The 26,255-nt window shown below is 72.4% G+C and carries 21 protein-coding genes; 7 read left to right on the top strand and 14 right to left on the bottom strand.

Going from position 1 to position 26,255, the window contains the following annotated elements:
* Positions 1-68: 68 nt before the first annotated feature.
* From hpnE to IH48_RS0130925, 9 genes are all read right to left on the bottom strand, one after another.
* Positions 69-1,454: a hydroxysqualene dehydroxylase HpnE gene (hpnE, locus tag IH48_RS0130965; protein ID WP_030912183.1), complete on the bottom strand. Its 1,386-nt coding sequence runs from the start codon at positions 1,452-1,454 to the stop codon at positions 69-71.
* A 112-nt stretch (positions 1,455-1,566) separates the two neighbouring features.
* Positions 1,567-2,484: a presqualene diphosphate synthase HpnD gene (hpnD, locus tag IH48_RS0130960; RefSeq protein ID WP_199810039.1), complete on the bottom strand. Its 918-nt coding sequence runs from the start codon at positions 2,482-2,484 to the stop codon at positions 1,567-1,569.
* Between the two features lie 26 nt (positions 2,485-2,510).
* Positions 2,511-3,428 carry a squalene synthase HpnC gene (gene hpnC / locus IH48_RS0130955; RefSeq protein WP_030912176.1) on the bottom strand — a complete coding sequence of 306 codons (918 nt, stop codon included), beginning with the start codon at positions 3,426-3,428 and terminating at the stop codon, positions 2,511-2,513.
* A 411-nt stretch (positions 3,429-3,839) separates the two neighbouring features.
* A complete protein-coding gene (locus IH48_RS0130950) occupies positions 3,840-4,640 on the bottom strand; it encodes an ABC transporter ATP-binding protein (RefSeq protein ID WP_078850164.1) in 801 nt (266 codons plus the stop codon).
* Positions 4,633-5,532 carry an ABC transporter permease gene (locus tag IH48_RS0130945; protein ID WP_030912169.1) on the bottom strand — a complete coding sequence of 300 codons (900 nt, stop codon included), beginning with the start codon at positions 5,530-5,532 and terminating at the stop codon, positions 4,633-4,635. The genes IH48_RS0130950 and IH48_RS0130945 overlap by 8 nt, the downstream gene beginning before the upstream one ends.
* 155 nt (positions 5,533-5,687) lie before the next feature.
* Positions 5,688-6,482, bottom strand: a complete 795-nt coding sequence (locus tag IH48_RS0130940) for a CDP-alcohol phosphatidyltransferase family protein (RefSeq protein WP_078850163.1) — start codon at positions 6,480-6,482, stop codon at positions 5,688-5,690.
* Positions 6,460-7,521 carry an iron-containing alcohol dehydrogenase family protein gene (locus tag IH48_RS0130935; RefSeq protein ID WP_030912163.1) on the bottom strand — a complete coding sequence of 354 codons (1,062 nt, stop codon included), beginning with the start codon at positions 7,519-7,521 and terminating at the stop codon, positions 6,460-6,462. Before IH48_RS0130935 ends, IH48_RS0130940 begins: the two co-directional genes overlap by 23 nt.
* Positions 7,509-8,261, bottom strand: a complete 753-nt coding sequence (locus tag IH48_RS0130930) for a sugar phosphate nucleotidyltransferase (protein ID WP_030912160.1) — start codon at positions 8,259-8,261, stop codon at positions 7,509-7,511. The genes IH48_RS0130935 and IH48_RS0130930 overlap by 13 nt, the downstream gene beginning before the upstream one ends.
* The gene (locus IH48_RS0130925; RefSeq protein ID WP_030912157.1) at positions 8,258-10,132 is read right to left on the bottom strand and encodes a DUF5941 domain-containing protein; all 1,875 of its coding nucleotides are present in this window, start codon (positions 10,130-10,132) and stop codon (positions 8,258-8,260) included. Before IH48_RS0130925 ends, IH48_RS0130930 begins: the two co-directional genes overlap by 4 nt.
* A 188-nt stretch (positions 10,133-10,320) precedes the next feature.
* On the opposite strand from IH48_RS0130925, the gene galE reads away from it, so the two are divergent.
* The 3 genes from galE (at position 10,321) to idi (ending at position 13,230) form a co-directional block, all read left to right on the top strand.
* A complete protein-coding gene (galE, locus tag IH48_RS0130920) occupies positions 10,321-11,301 on the top strand; it encodes a UDP-glucose 4-epimerase GalE (protein WP_030912154.1) in 981 nt (326 codons plus the stop codon).
* 141 nt (positions 11,302-11,442) lie between these two features.
* The gene (locus tag IH48_RS0130915; protein WP_030912150.1) at positions 11,443-12,378 is read left to right on the top strand and encodes a cation diffusion facilitator family transporter; all 936 of its coding nucleotides are present in this window, start codon (positions 11,443-11,445) and stop codon (positions 12,376-12,378) included.
* A gap of 258 nt (positions 12,379-12,636) precedes the next feature.
* On the top strand, positions 12,637-13,230 hold the full coding sequence (gene idi, locus IH48_RS0130910; RefSeq protein ID WP_030912148.1) for an isopentenyl-diphosphate Delta-isomerase: 594 nt from the start codon (positions 12,637-12,639) through the stop codon (positions 13,228-13,230).
* On the opposite strand, the gene IH48_RS0130905 is transcribed toward idi, so the two are convergent.
* Positions 13,196-13,669, bottom strand: coding sequence for an ATP-binding protein (locus IH48_RS0130905; protein ID WP_030912144.1), 474 nt, complete (start codon positions 13,667-13,669; stop codon positions 13,196-13,198). The genes idi and IH48_RS0130905 overlap by 35 nt on opposite strands.
* A gap of 375 nt (positions 13,670-14,044) precedes the next feature.
* Between IH48_RS0130905 and IH48_RS0130900 the strand changes: the two genes are divergently transcribed.
* Positions 14,045-16,453 carry a Tex family protein gene (locus IH48_RS0130900; protein ID WP_037843796.1) on the top strand — a complete coding sequence of 803 codons (2,409 nt, stop codon included), beginning with the start codon at positions 14,045-14,047 and terminating at the stop codon, positions 16,451-16,453.
* 61 nt (positions 16,454-16,514) lie between these two features.
* Here the strand turns inward: IH48_RS0130900 and IH48_RS0130895 are convergent, their stop codons facing one another.
* On the bottom strand, positions 16,515-18,152 hold the full coding sequence (locus tag IH48_RS0130895; RefSeq protein WP_030912139.1) for an ABC-F family ATP-binding cassette domain-containing protein: 1,638 nt from the start codon (positions 18,150-18,152) through the stop codon (positions 16,515-16,517).
* A 134-nt stretch (positions 18,153-18,286) separates the two neighbouring features.
* On the opposite strand from IH48_RS0130895, the gene IH48_RS0130890 reads away from it, so the two are divergent.
* Positions 18,287-19,393 carry a LacI family DNA-binding transcriptional regulator gene (locus tag IH48_RS0130890; RefSeq protein ID WP_051840910.1) on the top strand — a complete coding sequence of 369 codons (1,107 nt, stop codon included), beginning with the start codon at positions 18,287-18,289 and terminating at the stop codon, positions 19,391-19,393.
* A 389-nt stretch (positions 19,394-19,782) separates the two neighbouring features.
* Here IH48_RS0130890 and IH48_RS0130885 read toward each other — a convergent pair whose 3' ends face one another.
* From IH48_RS0130885 to IH48_RS0130875, 3 genes are all read right to left on the bottom strand, one after another.
* Positions 19,783-21,957: a 3-hydroxyacyl-CoA dehydrogenase NAD-binding domain-containing protein gene (locus IH48_RS0130885; protein WP_030912132.1), complete on the bottom strand. Its 2,175-nt coding sequence runs from the start codon at positions 21,955-21,957 to the stop codon at positions 19,783-19,785.
* Positions 21,958-22,041: 84 nt separating this feature from the next.
* Positions 22,042-23,256 carry an acetyl-CoA C-acetyltransferase gene (locus IH48_RS0130880; protein WP_030912129.1) on the bottom strand — a complete coding sequence of 405 codons (1,215 nt, stop codon included), beginning with the start codon at positions 23,254-23,256 and terminating at the stop codon, positions 22,042-22,044.
* A 71-nt stretch (positions 23,257-23,327) separates the two neighbouring features.
* Entirely contained in the window at positions 23,328-24,356 is a 1,029-nt protein-coding gene (locus IH48_RS0130875; RefSeq protein ID WP_030912126.1) for an LLM class F420-dependent oxidoreductase, read from the bottom strand.
* 354 nt (positions 24,357-24,710) lie between these two features.
* Between IH48_RS0130875 and IH48_RS0130870 the strand changes: the two genes are divergently transcribed.
* Positions 24,711-25,127 (top strand): SsgA family sporulation/cell division regulator, encoded by a 417-nt coding sequence (locus IH48_RS0130870; protein WP_030912123.1) that lies wholly within the window; start codon positions 24,711-24,713, stop codon positions 25,125-25,127.
* Between the two features lie 93 nt (positions 25,128-25,220).
* On the top strand, positions 25,221-25,997 hold the full coding sequence (gene ddaH, locus IH48_RS0130865; RefSeq protein ID WP_030912120.1) for a dimethylargininase: 777 nt from the start codon (positions 25,221-25,223) through the stop codon (positions 25,995-25,997).
* Positions 25,998-26,255: the final 258 nt, after the last annotated feature.

Here is a 26,255-nt window from a genome sequence, read left to right as displayed (position 1 = left end):
GTCTGCCGGGGGCACAGTCGGCACGGTCTCTCCTCTAGTTCCAGTACTCGTAGGTGCAGTACCCAGGCTCATGCCGCCTCCTCCAAAAAGTTCTCGTGGGGACGGCCGAGGTCGGTCAGGGCGGCGCCCGCGGCGCTCATGCCGCTGCGCACCGCGCCCTCCATGGTCGCGGGCCAGCCCGTGGCGGTCCACGAACCGGCCAGGTAGAGTCCGGGCAGGTCGGTGCGTGCCGCTGGGCGCAGCCGCCCCACACCCGGAGCGGGGGCGAAGGTCGCCGTGCGTTCCCGGGTGACGAAGAAGTCCCTCACCCCGGCGCCGCGCGCGGCGGGCAGCAGCCGTTCGAGTTCGGGCAGGTAGCGCTCCCTCAGCCGCGCCACGGGGGTGTCGATCTCGTCCTGCGCGGCCGACTGGGACACGGCGAGGTACTGGCCGTCCGTCAGCCCCGAGGCGCTGGTCCTGTCGAACACCCACTGGACGGGTGAGCCGAGCGCGGCGAAGAACGGCCTGCGCAGCACCTTGCGGTCGTAGACCACGTGCACGTTGAGGATGGGCGCGGTGTCGATGTCGAGCAGGCGGCCGGGTTCGGCGAGGGCGCCCTCCGGCAGCAGGGAGTGCGCCTCGTGCTGCGCCACCGCGAGCACGACGGTGTCCGCCTCGACGCTCTCCTCGCCGAGGTGGACGAGCCAGCGTCCGCCCTCCGAACGCGTCAGGTCCGTGACGCGGGTGCGCACTTCGGTGCGGACGCCTGCGGCGGCGAGCGCCTTGCCGGCCAGCGTGTCGTGGAGTTCGCCGAGCGGCACGCGCGCCCAGCCGATGTCCGCGGCGCCCGGCTCGGTCAGCAGTCCGGTCTTGAACACCTTGGCGGCGAGCGCGAGCGAGCTCTGCGCGGCCCTGGCGTTGAGCGTGGCCACACCGACGAGGTCCCAGAGGGCTTCCACGGTACGGGGCGACTGGCCGTGCGCACCGAGCCAGGTGGCGAAGTCCACACCGTCCAGGGCCGGGTCGTCGGGGTCGAGCTTCTTCAGCGCGAGCGCGGCACGCCCCACGGACGCCCGTTCCGCGAGCGAGAGGTGCGGGTACGCGGCGAGGCCGGCGGCCAGGTGCAGCGGCACGGGCAGCGCGTTGCGGCGCAGCCTCCCCAGCCGCGGCGCGGCGCCGCCGACGTCGAGTACGGGCACGTCGAGCCGGTCCTGCAGCGGCGCGAGCCGCGTGCCCTCGACCCGGTCGAGGAACCAGCGGTAGGCGGTGCAGCAGCGCAGGTACACGTGCTGGCCGTTGTCGACGCTCAACCCACCCCGCCGGAAGGAGAAGGCGAGGCCGCCCAGTCGTGGGCGGCCTTCGACGAGCGTGACGCTCAGCCCCGCGTCGGCCAGCCGGAGGGCGGCGGTGATCCCCGCCAGCCCGCCGCCGACCACGACGGCTTGGCCGGACTGTGGATCGTCGGCCGTTGTCATCCTGGCTCCCCTCGTACGGTCACGCGCAGGAAGGACGCGGCCGGGTGCTCGGGGGTTGCCGTGCGGATGAGGCGCTTGGCGTTCGGGCGCGAGCCATCGGCGATGTGCCGCATCAGCCGCGCCCCCTGCTGGTCCGTCGTGAGATGTGGCGGGCGTCGAGACCGGAGAGCCCGCGCACGGCAACATACGCCTTCTCACGTCCCGGAAGTGACACCCGCCCCCTCAGTACCGCCTCCGGGTCGCGTTCGATCCGGTCGAGCAGGCGGCGGTAGATGCCCGCCATGGCGGCGACGCATGCTCCGCTGCGGCGGTCGAGCAGCGGCAGCAGCCGGTAGCCCTCGGCGAAGAGCGTGCGCGCGCGGCGCGCCTCGAAGTGCACGAGGCCCGCGAAGTCGGAGCCCGCCGGGGGCGTGGAGCTGTGGAAACCGTCCGAGCAGCCGAACTTGGCGAGGTCCTCGGCGGGCAGGTAGGTACGGCCGTTGCCGGCGTCCTCCCGTACGTCCCTGAGGATGTTCGTGAGTTGGAGTGCAAGGCCGAGCGTGTCCGCGTACTCGAAGGCGCGTTCGGAGCGCAGCGCGGCGCCGGAGTCGAACACACCGAGCGAGAGCCGCCCGATGGCGCCGGCGACGCAACGGCAGTAGACGCGCAGTTCGTCCCACGTCTCGTACGTCTCGCCGTGCACGTCCATCAGGACGCCGTCGATGAGCTCGTCGAGCGCGTCGATGGGGATGGGGAAGCGGCGTGCCGTGTCGCTGAGGGCCACGGCGACGGGGTCGGTGTCGTCCTCCTCGACAGCGTCCTTGCGCACCCGGTCGAGAAGGACGCGCGTCTCCTTCAGCCTGGCCTCTTTCGTCGCGGTGTCGAGCGTCCCGTCGCCGATGTCGTCCACCCGGCGGGAGAGCGCGTACAGCGCGGACATGGCCTGCCGTTTACCGGCGGGCAGCAGTCTGATGCCGTAGGCGAAATTCCGGGCCTGCTGTCCGGTCACGGCCTCGCAGTACCGGTAGGCCGCCTGTACCGGCGCGGACATGGGTGTCTGTCCCTCCACGTTCCGGCTCACCCCTCTCTGTGCGCACTTCGCAAGACAGCGCCCACCTCGCGCAGCAGCCGCGCCTTGGTGGGTTTGGGCGGTCCGGGGAGCACATCGTGCCCGGCGGCCGCGATCGAAGCGAGGGCGGCGCGCCCTCCGGCCACGAATCCGGCGAGCAGCAGCCGGAGTCTGCCGTGGACGCTACCCACCAGCGGGGCGCCCTGGTCCAGCAGGTCCCGCGCGCGCTCGGCCTCGAACGCGATCAGCGTACGCACCGAGGCGTTCGCCGTCGCGGCGGCGAGGTCGCGCTCGCCGACCAGGAACCGCTTCATGTCCTCGGCCGGCAGGTACACGCGGTCCCTGCCCAGGTCCTCCGTGACGTCCTGGAGGTGTTCGACGATCTGGAGCGCGGTGCACACGGCGTCGGAGCGCCGTACGCGCTCGGGTGTCGCCGTGCCGGTGATCGCCAGCACGAGGCGGCCCACCGGGTTGGCCGAGAGCTCGCAGTAGGCGAGCAGGTCGTCGTAGGTCTCGTAGCGCCGCACGAGCTGGTCCTGGCGGTTGGCGCCGATGAGGCCGAGGAACGGCTCTGGCGTCAGGGAGCAGCGCCGCACGGTCGGCACCAGGGCACGCAGCAGCGGGTGCCCGGGACCGGGTCCCGCCGGGTCGAACACCTTGCGCAGGTCGGCCTCGAAGGCGTCGAGCATGGCGACGCGGTCGCCGGCCCGGCCCGGGTCGACGCCGAGGTGGCGGGCGTCGGCACCGCCGGGCGCGAGGTCGCCGTCGCCGATGTCGTCGACGAGACGGGAGAAGCCGTAGACGGCCATGAGGTCGTCGCGCCATGCGCGCGGCAGGAAAAACGGGGCTACGGGGAAATTCTCGTCCGCGGCCTTGTCCAGCGTGTCGCGCGAGGAGGCGTCGGTTCGCCCCTGCCGGGTAGCCATCACTTCCGGGTTCCCAACCCGCAGGACCTGTATACGGGGACGGCGTAATACTCGCAGAGCCGGAGATTTTCCGTCATATCCGTCATATCTCCCGTTCTACACTGCCGACCGAATACATCCCATTTCGGACACGCCGCCCGCCCTCCCGAGCAATGACCACTGGGGCAGGTGAGGTACTCAGGGGGAATCACCCCACTTGCCGCTAATTCAGAACCCGCACAGCTTACGTTGTACAACGGGAAGGGGCGCGCGGGGGGTGTTGCGCGCATTACAACAACGCTGCGATCCGTCCAACACTTCCCCTGGGCAGCGGAATTGACCCGTCCTTGACGTTGCCCAGCGGCCGCGCGGCACGGCTCGTGCCACCGCGCGACCGGGGGCGCGGGGTCGCGCCGCCGCCCTACGGCCCGGCTACTTGCCGCTCTCCTTCTCGTAGGCGCGCAACACCTCTTCGGTGGGCCCGTCCATGAGCAGCTCCCCCTTCTCGAGCCACAGCACCCGGTCGCAGGTGTCCCTGATCGACTTGTTGCTGTGGCTGACGAGGAACACGGTGCCGGCCTCCTTGCGGAGTTCCCTGATGCGTTCCTCGGAGCGGACCCGGAACTTCTGGTCGCCGGTGGCGAGAGCCTCGTCGATCATCAGCACATCGTGGTTCTTCGCCGCCGCGATGGAGAAGCGGAGACGTGCCGCCATACCGGAGGAGTAGGTACGCATCGGAAGGGTGATGAAGTCGCCCTTCTCATTGATGCCGGAAAAGTCCACGATCTCCTGGTAGCGCTCCTTGACCTCTTCCCGGGACATGCCCATGGCCAGGCCGCCGAGGATCACATTGCGCTCGCCCGTGAGGTCGTTCATGAGGGCCGCGTTCACGCCGAGCAGCGACGGCTGGCCGTCGGTGTAGACCCTGCCCTTCTCCGCGGGCAGCAGCCCCGCGATCGCGCGCAGCAGCGTGGACTTGCCCGAGCCGTTCGAACCGATGAGTCCGATGGCCTCGCCGCGGTAGGCGGTGAATGTGACACCGCGCACGGCGTGCACCTTGCGCACCCCGCGGGACTCGCCGCCGCCGCGGCGCAGGATCCGGCTCAGCGCCGCCGTCGCGCTGCCCTTTCCCCTGCTGCCGCCGTTCACGCGGTACACGATGTGGACGTCATCGGCGATGACGGTGGGGATGCGGTCGCCCGCTTCCGGCTTGTCCAGAGAGATGTCAGCCACGACCGTACTGCTCCTCAGCCTTCCAGAAGTAAATGTAGCCCGCGACGCCCAGGAGCAGCGCCCATGCCAGGGCGAACAGCCAGACGTGCGCCGGCAGGTTCTCAGCACCGTAGCCGCGGATCAGCGCGTAGCGCATCAGGTCCATGTAGATGGCCAGCGGGTTGTGCTGCAATGCGATCTTGATCCAGTCCGGCTTGCCCCGGAGCATGACGGGGATCGAGTACATGACGCCGGACGCGTACATCCACGTCCGCATGACGAACGGCGTCAGCTGCGCCAGGTCGGGCGTCTTGCTGCCGAGCCGCGCCATCACCATCGTGATGCCGACGTTGAAGGTGAACTGCAGGGCAAGTACCGGCACCATCAGGACCCAGCGCGGCGACGGGTAGCTGCCGAACACGATCGCCGTGGCCACGAGGATGACCATCGAGTACAGCAGCTGCTGGAGCTGCTGGATCGCGATCGACACCGGAAGCGCGGCCCGCGGGAAGTGCAGCGCACGCACCAGGCCGAGGTTGCCGGAGATCGCCCGCACGCCGGCCGTCACGGAGCTCTGCGTGAACGTGAAGATGAAGATGCCCGTCACGAGGAAGGGGACGAACACGTCGTGGGGGATGCCGCGCCTCGTGCCGAGGAGGATGCCGAAGACGAGGTAGTAGACGCACGCGTTGAGCAGCGGCGTCGCCACCTGCCACACCTGGCCCAGTTTGGCCTGGCTGTACTGCGCGGTCAGCTTCGCGGTGCTGAACGCGACGATGAAGTGGCGCCTTCCCCACAGCAGGCGCGTGTACATGGCGAGCCCCGGTCTCGCTCCGCTCACCGAGAGGCCGTACCGCCCGGCGAGCTCCGCCGGGGGGAGCCCGTCGCCGAGTGACGGCGTGGCGCCCGTCATGCTCGCACCGCCGTCCGCTTCCCCGGCCCGGGGGCGGGCGCCCCCACCGCCTTGCGCACTTGCCACCGCGTTCCGTACTCCCGTCTTCGTCGGGCGCTGCCCACTTCGTCCGGCGCCTGCCCGCCGCGCCGAGTACTCACGCTCTTAAGGATGCGTTACCGCAGCCGGCTCGACGCGAGGACCGACACCAGGTGGAGCAGTGTCTGCACCACGGCGACGACCGCGAGCACCGCGATGCCGAGCCGGGTGAAGAACAGGTTGCCGCCGGCCGGTACGCACAGGTCGAGGATGGCCGTGAGCAGGATGAACAGGCTGGCCTCGATCCCGCCCACCAGCCGGTGGAACCGGAGCGCAGCGGCGGCGCGCCTGGCGAGCGCGAGCCGCTGCGAGCGGGGCGCGGACGCCTCGTCCCCGGCGGCGGCGAGCCCGCCGCGCTGCCTGGCCACGTCGACCAGATCGGTCTCGGCCTTGATCAGGATCGCCCCGAGCGCGGCCAGCGTGCCGAGGAAGGCCCACAGCCACCGCGCCGCGGGCCCCTGCTGGTGGAACACGTCGGCACCGCGCAGGCCGAACCCGACGAGCAGGGACGCCTCGCACAGGTAGTGGCCGATCCTGTCGAGGTAGACGCCGGTGACGGAGGTCTGCCCCCGCCACCTGGCGACCTCGCCGTCGACGCAGTCGAGCAGCAGGTAGACCTGGAAGAGCACCACCGCGAGCACCGCGCCGAGGATCCCGGGCACCAGCAGCACGGCGCCGCCCGCGATGCCGGCCAGCACCATGAGGTACGTGAGCTGGTTGGGCGAGACACGCGTGCCCACGAGGTACGGGTCCAGGCGGAGCGAGACCTCGCGCATGTACAGGCGACCGGCCCAGTGCTCGCCGCTGCGCCGGTCCTTCACCCCCTCGGGGTGGACGACCGGACGCAGTTCAGCCGCGGATGGTCTTGGCATGGTCGGCGTAGGCGTCCCTGATCCTGTCGGCTGGCAGGTCGAGGTGTTCGAGGATCGTGAACCGCCCAGGCCTGGTCTGCGGCGCGTACTCCACGGCCCGCACGAACTCGTCCACCGTGAAGCCGATCTCCTCGGGCAGCACCGGCAGCCCGTGGCGGCCGAGCACGCGGGCGAACGCCTGCGCCTCCTCGCGTGCGCCCCGCAGGTGCATGGCGAAGGCCGCGCCCATGCCGACCTGCTCGCCGTGGAGCGCGCGGCGCTTCGGGTAGAGCAGGTCGAAGGCGTGGCAGATCTCGTGGCAAGCACCGGAGGACGGACGGCTGTCGCCGCTGATCGACATGGAGATCCCGGTGAGGACGAGCGCCTCGGCCAGCACGGTCAGGAAGTCGTCGTCCGCCACGCCGCCGGGGTGGCGCAGCACCGCCTCGCCCGCCTGCCTGGCCATGGCGGCCGCGAGGCCGTCGACCGGCTCGCCGGTGACGGTGCGGGACAGCTCCCAGTCCGCGAGGGACGACAGGTTGGAGATCGCGTCGCCGATGCCGGAGCGCACGAAGCGGACCGGCGCCTCGCGGATCACGTCCAGGTCGATGACGACGGCTATCGGGGTGGGCACGCCGTAGGAACCGCGGCCGTTGTCGTTGTCGAGCGTGGCGACCGGAGAGCAGAGCCCGTCGTGCGACAGGTTGGTGGCGACGGCGACCATGGGCAGGCCGACACGGGCCGCCGCGTACTTGGTCACGTCGATGATCTTGCCGCCGCCGAGGCCGACCACCGCGTCGTAGCGGCGGCCCTTGATGCCGTCCGCGAGCCGCACGGCCGAGTCGATCGTGCCGTCCGCGACCTCGTACCAGTCGGCACCCGGCAGCGCCGGCTCGAGGCGGGCGCGCAGTACCTGGCCCGAGCCGCCGCTGACGGCGAACGCGAGCCGGCCCGAGGCGGAGATCCGCTGGTCGGCGAGGAGGGCGGCGAGCCCGTCGAGCGCCCCGCGGCTGATGTCGACCACCAGCGGGGAGGGGATCAGCCGCGTCAGTACCGGCACGCGATGGCCCGTCCCTTCGCGAGGTCCTCGTGATTGTCGATCTCGACCCACGGGATGTCGCCGATGGGCGCGACGTGCACGGTGGCCCCGCGGTCGACGAGCTCCTGGTAGCCGTCCTCGTAGTAGAGCTGCGGGTCACGCTCCCACGTGGCCTTCAGGGCGTCCGCGAGGTCGTCGGCCGCCTCGGGCTCGATCAGCGTGACCCCGATGTACTCGCCCGTCGCGTCCGCGGGGTCCATCAGCTTGGTGATCCTGCGGACACCGGCCGAGGGGCCGTCGCAGACGACCTTCATCTCCTCGTCCGCGAGATCCTTGACCGTGTCCAGGGCGAGGATGATGCGGCGTCCTGAGCCGCGCGCCTTGAGCAGGTCCTGCTCGACGGAGACGGGGTGGACCGTGTCGCCGTTGGCGAGGATCACACCCTGCTTGATGATGTCGCGAGCGCACCACAGGGAGTAGGCGTTGTTCCACTCCTCGGCCTTGTCGTTGTCGACGAGGGTGATGCGCAGGCCGTAGCGGGACTCGAGCTCCGCCCTGCGCGCGTACACGGCCTCCTTGCGGTAGCCGACGACGACGGCTGCCTCGGTGAGGCCGACGGCGGCGAAGTTGCCGAGCGCGATGTCGAGCACCGTGGTGGTGCCAGTGCCCTCGGGGTCCACGGGCACGAGGGCCTTCGGGAGGGTGTCCGTGTACGGGCGCAGGCGCCGTCCGGCGCCGGCTGCGAGTACGAGGCCGATCATGCCGTCTCTCCTTCGTCGTGTACGGCCGGGGCCGACGAGGACACCCAGAACCGGATGGACTCGAACAGCGCGACCAGGGCCACGGCCACCGCGAGGACCGCCAGGGCCACGGTGAGGTCCGTGTGGCGGGTCACGAGGACCGCGGCGAGCGCGGCGACCACGAGCGTCCTCGTCTCGTGGCCGCCGAGGGTCAGCACCAGCCACCGCGGGGGTGCGCCCGTGCCGCCGCGGATGCGGTAGGTCGTGTCGTAGTGATGGTAGGCGACCGCGGCCACCAGCCCGAACGCCGCGGGCAGCGCGCCGTCCACCCCGGAGCGCGCGGCGATCAGGAGCACCGTGCCGTACTCGGCGGCCCGGAAGACGGGCGCGACGAGCCAGTCGAGCGGGCCCTTCAGCGGGCGCGCGACGGCGAGGCCCGAGGCCACGACGTAGAAGAGTGCGGCCACCACGATCCAGGGGCCGTCGATCCTCGCGCGGGCGGCGGTGCCCGCGAGGACGGCGCCGCCGGCGAGTGCGACGAGGAAGGGCAGCACCGACGGCAGGGCGCGGGCGGGGCGGCGCAGCACGGCCGCCACCACGCGGGCGAGCGGTCCCGAGTCCGCCAGGTCGGCGAGAGCGCGCGCGGCGCGCTCGGTGCGCACGGACCTGCGCAGCACGGAGCGCAGCACGCGGCCGGCCGTGGTGTAGCAGGCGGCGAAGGCGCAGCCGATGAGCAGCGCGTAGAACGTGATGCGCGGGGTGGTCACCGCGGTGAGTACGGCGATCATCGCCCAGCGCTCGCCGATGGGCAGGACGATCATGCGGCGGACCCACACCGTCCAGCCGACGCTGTCGAGCCTGGTGGACAGGGCCGCTGTGGGGGTGCCGGCGACGGCCTTGCCCGCGGGTGCGCCGACCGCGCTGTCGGCGTGGGCCTCGTTGAAGGCGAAGTCCACGACGTGCCGTGACGTCTGCAGGACCATGGCGCCGAGCGCCAGGGCCCAGACGGCGTCGCCGCCGCGTGCGGCGCCGAGCGCGAGGCCCGCGTAGTACGCGTACTCCTTCGCGCGGTCGAAGGTGGCGTCGAGCCAGGCGCCGAGCGTGGAGTACTGCAGCGAGTAGCGGGCGAGCTGGCCGTCGGTGCAGTCCAGCACGAACGAGCAGTACAGCAGGGCGCCCGCCGCGATGTAGCCGCCGCGGGTGCCGGTGGCGGCGCAGGCCGCCGCGATCACCGCGGTGATCAGGGAGGCGGTGGTGACCTGGTTGGGCGTGAGGCCGCGCCGCGCGCACCACCGTGCGATGTAGCGGGAGTAGCTGGAGACGAAGAACGTGGTGAAGAAGCCGTCTCGCGCCTTCACCGCGGACCTGAGCCGCACGGCCTCGTCGTCGACGGCCGCGACGGCGCGGCTCGCCTCGTCGCGCGCGGCGCCGTCCTCGGGGACGGCGGCCACCAGGGAGCCGAGTTCGGTGCGGTGCACGTCGGCGCCTTCGGTCTCCAAAGACGCGGCGACCCGGTCGGCGAGCGCTCCGGTGCGCGGGGCCGCGGCGAGCCCCGTGCCGCCGCCGGATGCCGGACCGCTCTCCTCGTCGCTCCGCCCGGCGGCGGTGAGCGCGCGGGCGAGGGAGGTGCGGGCCTCGGGCTTCGCCGTGACGGCGCCCGTGGTGGCGGAGAGCGGGAAGCGCGGGTCCGTCAGGGCGAGGCGCAGGGCATGGCGGTGGCCGACGAAACGGGCGTCGACCAGCGCGACCCGTTCGCCCGCGGGGGCGTCGGCGAGTACCCGCCGCGCTTCGTCGGCGCCCGGGGCGGTGCGGACGTCGAAGCCCAGCGACCGGAGATCGCCTTCGAGGGGCGAGCCGGGCACCGGGGCACCTGTGAGGATGGCGGTCGACAGACGGACTCACTCCTTGGCACTGGCAGATCGGGGTGCGCGGGCCGCTGCACGTCGGCAGAGGTTATCGGATGAACCGGAGAGCGAGTTCACCGACCGTTCACCCGCCGGCCCGCGGCCTGCGGGGCCGCGCCCTGCCCGGCCCTGTTCTTGCCCCGGGCCGTCGGTGCCGGGGCCGTTAGGGTGACGCCATGACGTGGCTGATCGCAGGCGGAGCGGGGTACATCGGCGCGCACGTGGTGCGCTCCATGGCGGCGGCGGGCGAGCGCGCCGTGGTGCTTGACGACCTGTCGACGGGTGTCGCGGAGCGGCTGCCGGGAGATGTGCCGCTGGTGCGCGGTTCGGTGGCCGACAGGGCACTCGTGGACCGGGTGCTCGCGGAGCACAAGGTGACGGGTGTGGTGCACCTCGCGGCGAAGAAGCAGGTCGGCGAGTCGGTCGAGCAGCCGCTGCGGTACTACCGGGAGAACGTGGGGGGTCTGACGACGCTGCTGGAGGCTGTGGTGGCGGCGGGTGTGCGCGCCTTCCTCTTCTCCTCGTCCGCGGCGGTGTACGGCAACCCGGACACCGGGCTGATCACCGAGCGGACGCCGGCGGAGCCGATCAACCCGTACGGCGAGACGAAGCTGGCCGGCGAGTGGCTGGTGCGCGCCGCCGGCCGGGCACACGGCCTGGCCACGGCGTGCCTGCGCTACTTCAACGTGGCGGGCGCGGCGGAGCCCGCCCTGTGCGACACCGGCGTCTTCAACATCGTGCCGATGTTCTTCGACCGGATCACCCGCGGTGAGGCCCCGCGCATCTTCGGCGCGGACTACCCGACACCCGACGGGACCTGTATCCGCGACTACATCCACGTGGCCGACCTGGCCGAGGCGCACGTCGCGGTGGCGCGCGCGCTCGCGGAGCGTGGCACCGGGGACCTGACCGTCAACATCGGGCGCGGTGAGGGTGTCTCCGTGCGGGAGATGGCGGCGGTGGTCGCCGAGGTGACGGGGGACGCCACCGCGCCCGTGGTCGAGGCGCGCCGCGCCGGGGATTCGCCCAAGGCCGTCGCCTCGGTCGGGCTGATCGCCTCGGAACTCGGCTGGAGGGCGTCGCGCGGCGTGCGCGAGATGGTGGAATCCGCCTGGGAGGGCTGGCGCTCGCAGCATCCGCCGACGCCGGTCGGATGATCTTCCCGTCGCTCTGACCTGCGAACGTTTTCGCAGGTCAGATGAGATGACAACGGTGTTCAACGTCGTGTTGCCGGGTGCACGCTCCCCGTAGTTCACTGACGTGGTCGGCAGGGTGCCGCGACGTCGGGGAGGTGGCCCATGGGGGCAGGGCACGATCACGGGCACAGCCATGGTCCGCCGGGCGGCACCGTCACGGCCGGCTACCTGGGCAGGCTGCGCGTCGCGCTGGCCATCACACTGACCGTGACGGCCGTGGAGATCGCCGGCGGGGTGGTGTCCGGGTCTCTCGCCCTGATCGCCGACGCGGGTCACATGGCGACGGACGCGCTGGGCCTTGGCATGGGCCTGCTGGCGATCCACTTCGCGGCGCGGCCGGCGGGCGGGAACCGCACCTTCGGCTACGCGCGTGCGGAGATCCTCGCCGCGCTCGCCAACTGCCTGCTGCTGCTCGGGGTGGGCGCGTTCCTGCTGTACGAGGCGGTCGAGCGGTTCATCGAGCCCCCGGAGACGAAGGGCGGGCTCACCATCGCGTTCGCGGTGATCGGCCTCGTGGCCAACGCCGTCTCCCTGTCCCTGCTGATGCGAGGGCAGCGCGACAGCCTCAACGTGCGCGGCGCCTACTTGGAGGTGCTCGCGGACACGCTGGGCTCCTTCACCGTGCTGGTCTCGGCCGGGATCGTGCTGGGGACGGGGTGGCGGTACGCGGACCCGGCCGCGTCGCTGCTGATCGGCCTGATGATCGTGCCGCGCACGGTCAAGCTCCTGCGGGAGACGCTCGAGGTGCTGCTTGAAGCGGCGCCGAAGGGCGTGGACATGACCGAGGTGCGGGCCCACATACTGGCCATGCCGGGCGTGGCGGACGTGCACGACCTGCACGCGTGGACGATCACGTCGGGGATGCCGGTGCTCTCCGCGCACGTCGTGGTGGACCAGGACGCGCTGGACGCGGCGGGCAACGAGAAGATCCTGCACGATCTCCAGGCGTGCCTCGGCCACCACTTCGACGTGGAGCACTGCACGTTCCAACTGGAACCGGGCGGCCACGCCGAGCACGAGGCGGGTCTCTGCCCCTGACGCGCCCGCGCGCCCCCTGGCACAAGGGGGTGATGCCTTGCACGCGTGTGCGGATTCCACAGGGCACCACACCCGCGCGGGTGGTGTGCGCACGGCGCGCGCGCCCGCCCGCGCCTCCGCACACCGGGTTTCCCCCGCCGTGGCGGTGGTGTCCCCACCGGCAATCGTGGGAATGGATCATGCTCGCGCCCCCGAAGTGCAGACAGGGACCGCTTGTACGGCAGACTTGGGGGCCGAGGCCCGAAGCGAAGGACGGTTATGCCGACCACACCAGTCACCACGGCGAGCAGCGCGCAGGCAGACGCCCCTGAAACGATCATGCTGGAGCTGGTCGATGAGGACGGTCATACGATCGGCACCGCCGAGAAGCTCGCCGCGCACCAGGCGCCGGGGCAGTTGCACCGCGCCTTCTCCGTCTTCCTCTTCGACGAGCAGGGCCGCCTCCTGATCCAGCGCCGTGCGCTGTCCAAGTACCACTCGCCCGGTGTGTGGTCCAACACCTGCTGCGGCCACCCGTATCCGGGCGAGGCCCCGTTCGCGGCCGCCGCGCGCCGCACGTACGAGGAGCTCGGCGTCTCACCCTCGCTCATGGGCGAGGCCGGCACGGTCAGGTACAACCACCCCGATCCCGCTTCCGGCCTGGTGGAGCAGGAGTTCAACCACCTCTTCGTGGGACTGGTCCAGGCAGCGGTGCGCCCGGATCCCGAGGAGATCTCCGAGTACGTCTTCGTCTCGCCCGCGGAGCTGGAGAAGCGCTGCGCCGACGGCCCGTTCTCGGCCTGGTTCATGACCGTGCTCGACGCGGCGCGCCCGGCGATCAGGGAGTTGACGGGGGCGCAGTCGGGCTGGTGAGGGGCAGGGACGCCCAGACGACCTTGCCACCGCCGGCGGTGTGCTCGACGTCGCAGGCACCGCCGGCCTCGCGGGAGAGCTCGCGCACGAGCAGCAGGCCGCGTCCGCCCGTTCTGGCCTGGTCGCGCTCCAGCGCCTTCGGCCGGTAGGGGTGGTTGTCCTCGACGGACACCCTGAGCCAGTCCGCGCCCACGGCCACCTCGACGGCGATCTCGGGCGAGAGCACGGCGGCGTGCCGCACGGCGTTGGTGACCAGCTCCGAGACGATGACCAGCAGGCACTGCACCACGTCGCCGTCGACGGGTACCGCCTGGCGCGCCAGCAGGTCGCGCACGGCGTGCCTCGCCCGCGGTACCGAGACGTCCACGGCGGGTGCCGTGAAGCGCCACACCCCTTCGTACGGCAGTGGCCGGACCGGAACACTCCCGCGGCTCTCCATCTGCGGCACCCACCCTCGCTTCGTTCCCCGTTGTTCGTCCCGAGTGTTGGCGTGGCTCGGGGCTCCCGGGCACGCTGAACGCAAGTCAGCGGCTATCGGCGCTTACCGACCGCGCTCGCACCGCAATGGAATGTGCACGACCGCTCGTGACCACATCATGTGCGTTTCCTGTCGATGTGCGGCCCGGCGCGGCAGGCACGGTCACGGGGCATACTCCGCAGGGCGGCGCGGCGGGGCCGCCCGAGGAACCGCCGTCCGGTCCCCGGAGGAACAACCGGCGCCGTCCCGTCCTGTCGCGCCCTCGGCTGTCCGAGCCACCTGCCACAATGCAACCGCGAACGGACACACAAGCGGAGCGTGACAGTGACGACGAGCGTGACAGCGACCAAGTCCATCGAAAGCAGGATCGCCGAGGAACTCGGCGTGCGGGAGCGGCAGGTCAGGTCGGCCGTCGAGCTGCTCGACGGGGGCTCCACGGTCCCGTTCATCGCGCGCTACCGCAAGGAAGCGACCGAGACGCTCGACGACGCGCAGCTGCGGACGCTGGAGGAGCGGCTGCGTTACCTGCGGGAGCTGGAGGAACGGCGCACGGCCGTCCTGGAGTCCGTGCGCGAGCAGGGCAAGCTGGACGAGGCGCTGGAGGCGCGGATCCGCTCGGCGGAGACCAAGGCTCGTCTCGAGGACATCTACCTGCCGTTCAAGCCGAAGCGGCGCACGAAGGCGCAGATCGCACGCGAGGCGGGGCTCGCGCCCCTCGCCGAGGGCCTGCTGGCCGACCCGTCGGCGGAGCCGGCCGCCGCGGCGGCCGCGTTCGTCGACGCGGACAAGGGCGTCGCGGACGCATCGGCGGCGCTCGAAGGGGCGCGGTCCATCCTGACGGAGCGCTTCTCCGAGGACGCCGACCTGATCGGCGAGTTGCGCGAGCGCGTGTGGAGCCGTGGCAGGCTGGCCGCGAGGGTGCGGGACGGCAAGGAGGAGGCGGGGGCCAAGTTCGCCGACTACTTCGACTTCGCCGAACCGCTGACGCAACTGCCGTCGCACCGGGTACTGGCGATGTTCCGCGGCGAGAAGGAAGAGGTCCTCGACCTCACCATGGAGCCGGAGGAGCCGTCCGCCGATCCGGGTCCCTCGGCGTACGAGAACATGATCGCGCGGCGCTTCGGCGTCGCCGACAGGGGCAGGCCGGCCGACAAGTGGCTGGGCGACACGGTGCGCTGGGCCTGGCGCACCAGGATCCTCGTCCATCTCGGCATCGACCTGCGCCTGCGGCTGCGCACGGCCGCCGAGGACGAGGCGGTCCGTGTCTTCGCGTCGAACCTGCGGGACCTGCTGCTCGCCGCCCCCGCGGGTACGCGCGCGACGCTGGGCCTCGACCCGGGTTTCCGCACGGGCGTGAAGGTGGCCGTCGTCGACGCGACGGGCAAGGTGGTGGCGACGGACACCATTTACCCGCACGTGCCGGCCAACAAGTGGGACGCGGCGCTGGCCGCGCTCGCGAGGCTGGCGAAGCAGCACGCGGTCGAGCTGATCGCGATCGGCAACGGCACGGCGTCCCGCGAGACGGACAAGCTCGCCGCGGAACTGTGCGCGAAACACCCGGAACTCGGGCTCACCAAGGTCATGGTGTCGGAGGCGGGAGCGTCGGTGTACTCGGCGTCCGCGTTCGCCTCGCAGGAACTGCCCGGGATGGACGTGTCGTTGCGCGGCGCCGTCTCCATCGCGCGCAGGCTCCAGGACCCGCTGGCCGAGCTCGTGAAGATCGACCCGAAGTCGATCGGTGTCGGGCAGTACCAGCACGACCTGTCCGAGGTGAAGCTGTCGCGCTCGCTGGACGCGGTGGTGGAGGACTGCGTGAACGGCGTCGGTGTGGACGTCAACACGGCTTCCGCGCCCCTGCTCTCGCGGGTGTCGGGCATCGGCACCGGTCTTGCGGAGAACATCGTCACCCACCGCGACACGCACGGGCCCTTCAGCTCGCGCAAGGGGCTCAAGGACGTGGCGCGGCTCGGCCCGAAGGCCTACGAGCAGTGCGCCGGGTTCCTGAGGATCCGCGGCGGCGACGACCCGCTGGACGCGTCGAGCGTGCACCCTGAGTCGTATCCGGTGGTGCGCTCCATGGTGAAGTCGGCGGGCAGCGAGGTCGCCGCCCTCATCGGCAACACCTCGGTCCTCAGGTCGCTGAAGCCTGCCGACTTCGTGAACGACACGGTCGGCCTGCCGACCGTCACGGACATCCTCCGCGAGCTCGAGAAGCCGGGACGCGATCCGCGGCCCGCGTTCAGGACGGCCACGTTCAAGGAGGGCGTCGAGAAGATCGGCGATCTGGCGGGCGGCATGGTGCTCGAGGGGGTGGTCACCAACGTCGCCGCGTTCGGCGCCTTCGTCGACATCGGTGTCCACCAGGACGGCCTGGTGCACGTATCGGCGATGTCCAGGACGTTCGTCAAGGACCCGCGCGACGTCGTGAAGCCGGGCGATGTCGTCAAGGTCAAGGTGCTCGACGTGGACATCCCGCGCAAGCGGATCTCGCTGACGCTCCGGCTGGACGACGAGGCGGCCGCCGAGGCCGGCCGACCGGGCGGCGGCCGCGAGCGCGAGCGCGCCAAGGGCACGGGGGGCCGGGCGCCGCAGCAGCGCCAGGGCGGTGGCCGCGAGCGGCGTGGCGGCGGCTCGGGCGGCGGCGGTGCCGCGGGCTCCGGCCGGCGCGGCCAGGCGGCGGCCCCCGCCAACAGTGCGATGGCGGACGCGCTGCGCCGTGCGGGCCTGCTCGGCAAGGAACGCTGAGGGGCGGGGTCACCGCCGCCTCCCTGGCGGCGGTGACCCCGCGGCGGCCGCGTCGTCCGGCTCAGCGCTCCGTGACGAGGCCGTCGCGCACGTCGAGCCGGCGTGTCGTGCGCACGGCCGTGAGCATTCTGCGGTCGTGCGTGACGAGCAGCAGTGTGCCGGTGTACGAGTCGAGCGCCGACTCGAGTTGCTCGATGGCGGGCAGGTCGAGGTGGTTGCTCGGCTCGTCGAGCACCAGCAGGTTGACGCCCCTGCCCTGCAGCAGGGCGAGCGCGGCGCGGGTGCGCTCGCCCGGCGACAGGGTGGTGGCCGGCCTGGTCAGGTGGTCCGCCTTGAGGCCGAACTTGGCCAGCAGCGTGCGCAGTTCCGCCGGTTCCGCTTCCGGCACCGCCGCCCTGAAGGCGTCGAGCAGTGTGTCGTCGCCGAGGAACAGCCGCCGCGCCTGGTCGACCTCGCCGACCACCACACCGGAGCCGAGCGCCGCGTGCCCCGCGTCCAGTGGCACCCTGCCGAGCAGCGCGGCGAGCAGCGTGGTCTTGCCCGCGCCGTTGGGCCCCGTGATGGCGACGCGGTCCGTCCTGTCGACCTGGAGGGTGACGGGTCCGAGCCTGAAGCCGCCGCGCCGCACCTCGGCGCCGTTCATCGTGGCGACCACCGCCCCCGAGCGGTCAGCGGCGGCGATCTCCATCCGCAGCCGCCACTCCTTGCGCGGCTCCTCCACCACGTCGAGGCGCTCGATGAGCCGTTCCGTCTGGCGCGCCTTCGCGGCCTGCTTCTCCGTCGACTCGGCACGGAACTTGCGGCCGACCTTGTCGTTGTCGGTCGCCTTCCTGCGCGCGTTCTTGACGCCCTTCTCCATCCAGGCCCGCTGGGTGTGCGCGCGTGCCTCCAGGGCGCCGCGGCGGTCCGCGTACTCCTCGTACTCCTCGCGCGCATGCCTGCGCGCGGTCTCCCGCTCCTCCAGGTAGGCCTCGTAGCCGCCTCCGTACAGCGCGGTCCGCTGCTGCGCGAGGTCCAGTTCGAGGACCTTGGTGGCGGTGCGGGCGAGGAATTCGCGGTCGTGGCTGACGAGCACGGTGCCCGCCCGCAGCCCGCGTACGAACGCCTCCAGCCGCTCCAGGCCGTCCAGGTCGAGGTCGTTGGTCGGCTCGTCCAGCAGGAAGACGTCGTAGCGTGACAGCAGCAGGGAGGCGAGCGAGGCGCGGGCGGCCTGGCCGCCGGAGAGGGTGGTCATGGGCTGGTCGAGCCCGATGGTGAGGCCGAGCGAGGCGGCGACCTCCTCGGCGCGCTCGTCCAGGTCGGCGCCGCCGAGTGCGAGCCAGCGCTCAAGGCCCGCCGCGTACGCGTCGTCGGCGCCCGGAGCGGCCTCGACGAGCGCCGCGGTCGCCGCGTCGAGGTCGCGCTGCGCCCCGGCGACGCCGGTACGGCGCGCGAGGAAGGCGCGCACGCTCTCGCCGTGGCGCCGTTCCGGCTCCTGCGGCAGGTGGCCCACGGTCGCGGTCGGCGGGGACAGCGACATCGCGCCCTCCTCCGGCCTGTCGAGGCCGGCGAGCAGCCGCAGCAGCGTCGACTTCCCGGCGCCGTTGGCGCCGACGAGTCCGATCACGTCGCCTGGCGCGACGACGAGGTCGAGGCCGGTGAACAGGGAGCGTCCGCCGTGGCCCGCGGTGAGGGCCTTGGCTACGAGCGTGGCAGTCATCAGGGCGACGAGCTTAACGGGCTGCCGCCACAGGCGGCAGCCGGATATCGGGCGTACCCGGCCGGTACCCGGCCCGTCACGGGGAGGGAGGTCAGGGCCTAGGCTGTGGCGCATCGCGAGAGTAGGAGCGCACCGTGCCCGAGACGAGCCCGGAAACGCCGGCCGGGTCGAGACCGCCGTCAGGTCCACGCCCGACCCTGGAGGCCGTCGCCGCGCGTGCCGGCGTGTCGCGGGCCACGGTGTCCCGGGTGGTCAACGGCAGCACCGGGGTGCGCCAGTCGCTCGTCGACAAGGTGCACCGGGCGGTCGAGGAGCTGGGGTACGTCCCGAACCACGCGGCGCGCACGCTGGTCACCCGCCGCACGGGCGCCGTTGCGGTGATCATCCCCGAGCCCGAGGTGCGGATCTTCTCCGACCCGTTCTTCTTCCGCCAGATCCGCGGCATCAGCAAAGAGCTCACGGCGCACGACACACAGCTGGTGCTGATGCTGGTGGAGGCGAGCGGCGACTTCGGACGCGTGTCGCGCTACCTCGCCGGCGGCCACGTCGACGGCGCGCTGGCCTTCTCGCTGCACACCGAGGACCCGATCCCCTCGATCACCCGGCGCGCCGGGATCCCGACGGTGTACGGGGGGCGGCCGGTGTGGACCGCGTCCCGCGACCGGCAGGCCGTGCCGTACGTGGACGCGGACAACCGGGGCGGCGCGCGAGTGGCCGTGCGGCTGCTGCTGGATCTCGGGCGCACGCGCGTCGCGCACATCGCGGGGCCCCGCGATCAGACGTCGGGCACCGACCGGCTTGACGGCTACCGCGACGCGCTCGGCGCGGCGTACGACGACTCACTGGTGGCGCAGGGCGGCTTCACCCCCGAGAGCGGGGCGCGGGCCATGGCGCACCTGCTCGAGCGGCGGCCCGATCTGGACGCGGTGTTCGCTGCGAACGACCTGATGGCCTCGGGCGCCCTGCGCGTGCTCAAGGAACACGGGCGCCGGGTGCCCGGGGATGTGGCGCTGGTCGGCTTCGACGACATGGACTCGGTGGCCGAGTCGACGGATCCGCCGCTGACGACCGTGCGCCAGGACGTGGAGGGGCAGGGCCGGCTGATGGCGCGGCTGCTGCTGCACGGCCTGGACGGCGGCGGCCTGCTGGACGGCGAGGGCGCGGCGGGACCGCTGGCGACCACGCCCGACGGCGATTCGGTGATCATGCCGACGACCCTGGTGCGCAGGTCGACGGCCTGAGCGCGGCCCGGCATCCGACCGTCTCGCACCTGCCGTACCGCTGCGCGGACTTGCCGCAGCGAGGCTCGCGTGGCGTTGGCGGCGTGTCCAAGGCGCGCACGCACCCGCCTCGCGGCGCGGGACCCGCACAACGCTCCGCTCCTGACCGGAAGAACGCGGCGGCCGTCCCACCGGCAACCCGGCATCGGCCGCGCGAGGCGCTGGTTCGCGCGGCATAGAGCCCGGCTCGCAGCACGCGGGCGGGGGCCGTGCCAACGGCCGGGGGACGCCGCGTCTCCCGCGCGCCCGGGAACGCGCCCGCCGGGGCGGAGGCTTCCCCTCGTGGCACGCGGCCGACGGGCGCGGGCAGCGGCAGCGCCCGCGCCTGCACGCGCCTCCAGGGGGGAGCGTTACGCGTCCGCGTACCGCTCCCCCGTCGCCGCGCGGGACACCAGCGTGGCCGGCGGTTCGAACCTCGCGCCGTAGCGTTCGGCCAGTTCGCGTGCTCGGGCCACGAAGCCTGCCGGGCCGCCCTCGTAGCCGTTCACGTACTGCAGCACCCCGCCCGTCCACGCGGGGAAGCCGATGCCGAGCAGCGAGCCGACGTTGGCGTCCGCCACGGACGTCAGTACGCCCTCGTCCAGGCAGCGCACCGCGTCGAGCGCCTCGGCGAACAGCATCCGATCCCGCATGTCGTCGAACGGGATCCCCGCGCCCGGGCGGGTGAAGTGTTCCCGCAGGCCGGGCCAGAGCCGGGTGCGCGCGCCGTCCTCCGCGTACTCGTAGAACCCGCCGCCCGCCGCCCTGCCGCCCCGGCCGAACTCCTCGACCATGCGGTCGACGACCGCGTCGGCGGGGTGCGCGGTCCATGTGCCGCCCGCGTCCTCGGTCGCGCGCCTGGCCTCCTGGCGGATCCTGCGGGGCAGCGTGAGCGTCAGCTCGTCCATCAGGGAGAGCACCTTCGCGGGGTAGCCGGCCTGTGCCGCCGCCTGTTCGACGGACGCGGGCTCGATCCCCTCGCCGACCATCGCGACGCCCTCGTTGAGGAACTGGCCGATGACGCGTGAGGTGAAGAAGCCGCGCGAGTCGTTGACGACGATCGGCGTCTTGCGGATCTGCCTGACCAGGTCGAAGGCGCGGGCCAGCGCCTCGTCGCCCGTCTCGCGCCCCTTGATGATCTCGACGAGCGGCATCCTGTCGACGGGCGAGAAGAAGTGCAGGCCCACGAAGTCGGCGGGGCGTGCGACGCCCTCGGCGAGCGCGGTGATGGGCAGGGTCGAGGTGTTGGAGCAGAGCAGGGCGCCGGGCGCGACGACGTCCTGGACCTCCTGGAAGACCTTGTGCTTGAGCGCCGTGTCCTCGAAGACGGCCTCGATGACGGCGTCGCATCCGGCGAGGTCCGCGAGGCCGCCGGTCGCCGTGATCCGTCCCAGGAGCAGGTCGCGTTCGTTCTCCGTGGTGCGGCCCCTGGCCACGGCCTTCGCGAGCAGGTCCGCCACATGGTCCTTGCCACGGTCCGCCGCCTCGGGGCTGACGTCCTTCAGCACGACGTCGATGCCCGCGCGTGCGCAGGAGTGGGCGATGCCCGCGCCCATCATCCCGGCGCCCAGCACGGCGACGCGGCGCACCGTGTGCCTGGGAACGTCCTGCGGCCTGCTCGCCCCGGAGTTGACGGCCTGGAGGTCGAAGAAGAACCCCTGGATCATGTTCTTCGCGGTCCGGCCGGTCGCGAGCCCCGCGAAGTAGCGGGACTCGATCGCGAAGGCGGTGTCGATGTCGACCTGGCTGCCCTCGACGGCCGCGGCGAGGATGTCGCGCGGCGCCGGCAGCGGCGCGCCCGCCGTCTGCTTGCGCAGGGTGGCGGGGAAGGCGGGGAGTGTGGCGGCGAAGCGCGGGTCGGCCGGAGTCCCGCCGGGGATGCGGTAGCCCTTGGCGTCCCAGGGCTGGTGGGACTCGGGGTGCGCGTCGATGTAGGCGCGCGCCTTGGCGAGCATGTCCTGCGGCGTCTCGGCGACCTCGTGCACGAGGCCCGCTTCCAGGGCGCGGCGCGGGGTGTACCTGGTGCCCTTGAGCAGGACCTTCAGCAGGGCGTCGGCAACGCCGAGCAGCCGCACCGTGCGCACCACACCGCCGCTGCCGGGCAGCAGGCCGAGCGTGACCTCGGGCAGCCCGATGCGCGAGCCGGGCGCGTCGAGCGCGATGCGGTGGTGGCAGGCGAGGGCGATCTCGTAACCGCCGCCGAGCGCGGCGCCGTTGACGGCGGCGACGACGGGCTTGCCGAGCGTCTCGATGCGCCGCAGCGCCGCCTTCATCTCCATACCGCGCTCGAACACCTGCTCGACCTGATCGGGGCGCAGGCGGATCAGGTCCCTGAGGTCGCCGCCGGCGAAGAACGTCTTCTTGGCAGAGGTGACGATCACGCCGCGCACGGTGTCCCGCTCCGCCTCGATGCGGTCGGCGACCGTGGAGAGCGAGTGGCGGAACGCGTCGTTCATGGTGTTGGCGGACTGGCCGGGGTCGTCGAGTACGAGCGTGACGACACCCGTCTCGTCCTGCTCCCAGCGGATGGTGGTGGACTCGCTCATGCTGCGGCTCCGTTGCGGGCGTGAGGGGGTGCGGGGGTGCGGGCGTGAATGCTGCGGGGCGGGGCGTGCGGCCGGCCGGTGCGGTCAGAGGCGTTCGACGACGGTGGCGACGCCCATGCCGCCGCCGATGCACAGCGTCGCGAGCCCGTACCGCTTGTCCTGGCGCTCCAGTTCGTCGACGAGCGTGCCGAGGATCATCGCGCCGGTCGCGCCCAGCGGATGGCCCATCGCGATGGCGCCGCCGTTGACGTTGACCTTGTCGAGGCCGAGCCCCATCTCCTCGACGAAGCGCAGCACGACCGCCGCGAACGCCTCGTTGATCTCGACCAGGTCGATGTCCTCGATGGCGAGCCCCGCCTTGGCGAGCGCCTTGCGGCTCGCCGGCGCGGGGCCCGTCAGCATGATGGTGGGCTCCGAGCCGGTGACGGCGGCGGAGACGATCCGGGCGCGTGGGGTGAGTCCGTAGCGCTCGCCGATCTCGCGGGATCCGACGGCCACGAGCGCGGCGCCGTCGACGATGCCGGAGGAGTTGCCGGCGTGGTGCACATGGTCGATGGCCTCGACCCAGTGGTACTTCTGCAGCGCGACGGCGTCGAACCCGCCGGCGTCGCCGATCCCGGCGAACGACGGCTTGAGGGCGGCGAGCGACTCCACGGTGGTGCCGGGCCGCATGTGCTCGTCGCGGTCGAGGAGGGTGATGCCGGACCGGTCGCGCACGGGCACCACGGAGCGGTCGAAGCGGCCGTCCTTCCAGGCCGCGGCGGCGCGCTCCTGGGACAGCGCGGCGAACGCGTCCACGTCGCGCCGCGTGTGGCCGCCGAGTGTGGCGATCAGGTCGGCGCCGATGCCCTGGGGGGCGAAGCCGACCTGGAAGCTGGTCATGGGGTCCATGGCCCAGGCGCCGCCGTCGGAGCCCATGGGGACGCGCGACATCGACTCGACGCCGCCCGCGAGCACGAGGTCCTCCCAGCCGGAACGCACCTTCGCCGCGGCCAGGTTGACGGCTTCGAGGCCGGAGGCGCAGAAGCGGTTCTCCTGTACGCCGGCGACGGTGTCGGGCAGGCCGGCGGCGAGCGCGGCGATCCGCGCGATGTCGGATCCCTGGTCGCCGATGGGGCTGACCACTCCGAGCACGACGTCGTCGATCGCGGCGGGGTCGAGTCCGGGGAAGCGGCGGCGCAGCTCGTGGATGAGGCCGACCACGAGGTCGATGGGCTTGGTGCCGTGCAGGGCACCGTTCGCCTTGCCCCGTCCGCGCGGGGTGCGGACGGCGTCGTACACGTAGGCCTCGATGCTCACGGCGGGTGCCTTTCTGTCGGAGGGAGGTTCGAAGGCTCGGACGGGGACGCGGGCGTCCCGCGGGCGGCGGGTCAGCCGATCCAGTTCTTGACCGTCTCCACGAGCCGCACGGGGTCGGGGCCTGCCGGCACGACGTTGAGCATGCTCACGCCTGCCTCTCTGAACGCCTCGACGCGCTCGCGCACGTAGCCCGCGGGTCCGCACAGGGTCGCGAGTTCGCAGAACTCGTCGGGCACGGCGGCGGCCGCGTCCCTGAGCCTGCCTGCGAGATAGTGGTCCTGGATCTCGGCCGCCGCCTTCCCGTACCCGTAGGCGACGGCGAGGTCGTTGTAGAAGTTCTTGCCCCGCGCGCCCATTCCGCCGACGTAGAGCGCGATCTGGGGGCGCGCCTTGTCCCGGAAGCGCGCCGCGTCGTCGCCGATGGCGAGGATGCCGCCCGCGACGGTACGCAGCGGCCCGAGCGAGGGGTCCCGCTTGGCGGTGCCCCGGGCGAGCGGCTCGCCCCAGACGCGCTGCGCCTTCTCGGGCAGGAAGAGGTGGGGAAGCCAGCCGTCGGCGATCTCGGCGGTCATCGCGACGTTGGCGGGGCCGAGGGCGGCGAGGAAGACGGGGATGCGGGGGCGGACGGGGCGCGTGAGCATCTTCAGTGGCTTGCCGTGCCTGCCGCCCCTCTCGGGCGGAAGCGGCATGTCGGTGATGCCGTGGTGCTCGACGGTCTCGCGCCGCCAGACACGCCGGCAGATCTCGACGGTCTCGCGGGTGCGGCCGAGTGGCCTGTCGTAGGGCCTGCCGTGCCAGCCCTCGACGACCTGGGGTCCCGAGGCGCCGAGGCCGAGAATGGCCCGGCCGCCGGAGAGTGCGTCGAGACCGGCCGCTGTCTGGGCGATGAGCGCGGGCGTGCGCGAGTAGACGTTGACGATGGCCGAGCCGATGGCCACCCGCTCGGTGCGGGCCGCGAGGTAGCCCATGACCGTCGCCGAGTCGAACCCCCAGGCCTCGGCGACCCAGACGGCGTCGAGCCCGGCCGCCTCGAGAGCGGGCACCAGGTCGCACGCCGCACGCGGGTCGCCCCTGTGGTCGAGCTGGAGCGAGATCTCCATCGCGTGGCACCCTTCCTGCTGCCCGGTGCTCTGCGACGGGGCGGCCCGCGGCAGTTCGCCCGAGCGCGGCCGACTCTGGCACAACTGGTGTGGAGGCCCGATGTTACCGCCTGGTACGGGTCGGTGGGGAGGCCCTGACGCCCGCGTCCTCGCCAGGGGTGCAACGGGGCGCCGCACCGGTGGCTGCGGCGGGCCGGCGGACGGGTATCGACCTCGCACGTCTCGGGCGCACCTACGTACGGTGACACAACTCACGCGGCTCCCCCGGGCACGGAACGAGTGCTTCCGACGTCATAAGAGGCAACCGGGCCACCAACGTGCCGCAGCGCTCGGCGCCGCCAAAGGGGAGCAGCCATGTCACCTGTGATCGAACAGGCCGTGCAGGCGCGCGTCGTCGCATCGTCCCCCGACCTGGAGACCGTCCCGGCGACGCTGGTCTACGACAGGACCGATCCGTTCACCGTGCGGATGGCCTTCCCGCCGCTCGCCACCCTGGAGGGCACCGAGGTCACCTGGGAGTTCTCCCGCGAGCTGCTCGCCGCGGGCATGTCCGCGCCCGCCGGTCTCGGGGACGTTCGCGTCAGGCCGTTCGGGTACGGGCGCACGGTCCTCGAGTTCCACGCGCCCGAGGGCACCGCGATGGTGCACCTGCGCACGTCGGAGCTGCGGCGGTTCCTCGACCGCTCGCGGTTCCTGGTCCCCGAGGGCCACGAGCACCTGTACCTCGACCTCGACCAGGCCCTCACCGAACTGCTGCGCGACGCCTACTGATCGGGCGCTTCGGGAACCACCCGTTCCGCCGCGACGGGCCCGCACGCCATGATGGGCGCGACCGGAAGCCGTTCAGGATCGGGAGACCAGCACGTGCCAAGCAGGAAAGCCCTCGTCCGCCAGCCGAGCTCGCGCCTCGACGAGGGGCTCGTCACGCATCTGGAACGCAGTCCCGTCGACGCGGTGCTCGCGCTGCGCCAGTGGGAGGGCTACACGACGGCGCTGGAGCAGCACGGCTGGCAGACGATCGAGGTGGCACCGGCGGACGAGTGCCCCGACGGCGTCTTCGTCGAGGACACCGTGGTGATGTTCCGCAACGTCGCGCTGATCTCCCGGCCGGGCGCCGCCTCGCGCAGGCCGGAGACGGCGGCCGTCGAGGAGGAGCTGGCGCGGCTCGGCTGCTCGGTCAACTGGGTCTGGGAGCCGGGCACGCTGGACGGCGGTGACGTGCTCAAGGTCGGCGACACCGTGTACGTGGGCCAGGGCGGCAGGACGAACGCGGCCGGGGTGGCGCAGCTGCGAGCCGCGTTCGAGCCGCTCGGCGCGCGGGTCGTCGCCGTGCCGGTGAGCAGCGTGCTGCACCTGAAGTCGGCCGTGACGGCGCTGCCGGACGGGACGGTGATCGGCTACCAGCCGCTCGTGGACGTGCCGACGGTCTTCCCGCGCTTCCTGCCGGTGCCCGAGCCGTCGGGCGCGCACGTCGTGCTGCTCGGCGGCGCCAGGCTGCTGATGGCGGCGAGCGCGCCGAAGACCGCGGAGCTGCTCGCGGGGTGCGGGTACGAGCCGGTGTCCGTGGAGATCGGCGAGTTCGAGAAGCTTGAGGGGTGTGTGACCTGTCTCTCCGTGCGGCTGCGTGACCTGTACGTGTGATTCCGCGCGCCCCGGCGCCGCCCCGCGCGGGCGTTCGCTCCGCCTCGCCGGCGCCCTTCGGTCGCGGTCCGGATGCCGGCTCCGGCCACCGCTGTGACCTGCGGCGACCTGCCTCCACGATACGGACCGCGGACGACCGGTTGTGAAGGACGGGCGCGCATGGGCAGCGGCGCGCCGGGTACGCGCACTGCATGAACGGTCGCGGAAGTACCGCGGTTCCTCCCACAGTCTTACCCGCTCTTTAACCTACGGTTTCGT

The organism is Streptomyces sp. NRRL F-5126, from assembly GCF_000721265.1.
GTDB lineage: Bacteria > Actinomycetota > Actinomycetes > Streptomycetales > Streptomycetaceae > Streptomyces.
This window is presented reverse-complemented; position numbering and strand designations above follow the sequence as displayed.